This window comes from Bittarella massiliensis (ex Durand et al. 2017) (assembly GCF_017566145.1).
GTDB classification, from domain to species: Bacteria; Bacillota; Clostridia; order Oscillospirales; family Ruminococcaceae; genus Bittarella; species Bittarella massiliensis_A.
The window spans coordinates 1-218 of record NZ_JABFCL010000265.1; the positions used below are offsets into that span (position 1 = coordinate 1).

The 218-nt window shown below is 46.3% G+C and carries 1 protein-coding gene; it reads right to left on the reverse strand.

The window, feature by feature from the left end; genetic code table 11:
- The coding region (locus HJY11_RS14270) for a thymidylate synthase (protein ID WP_243764580.1) at window positions 1-218 on the reverse strand (218 nt) is incomplete at both ends.

Genomic DNA, 218 nt, shown 5'->3' on the forward strand with positions numbered 1-218 from the left:
CCCCACCTGCATATCGCACACCTGTGCCAACATATGCATCAGCACTGAGTATTGGCAGACATTCCAGTTGTTAGCCGCCAGCACATCCTGGGAACGCTGGTTTAAAATACCGTTTAAGACAAGTTTATCGCTTTCCGGCTGTTTTGTCACATTAAATGTCATGCTGTACGCGCACGGATACAGATTCATCTCATGCAGATCCTGGTGTACATAGATAT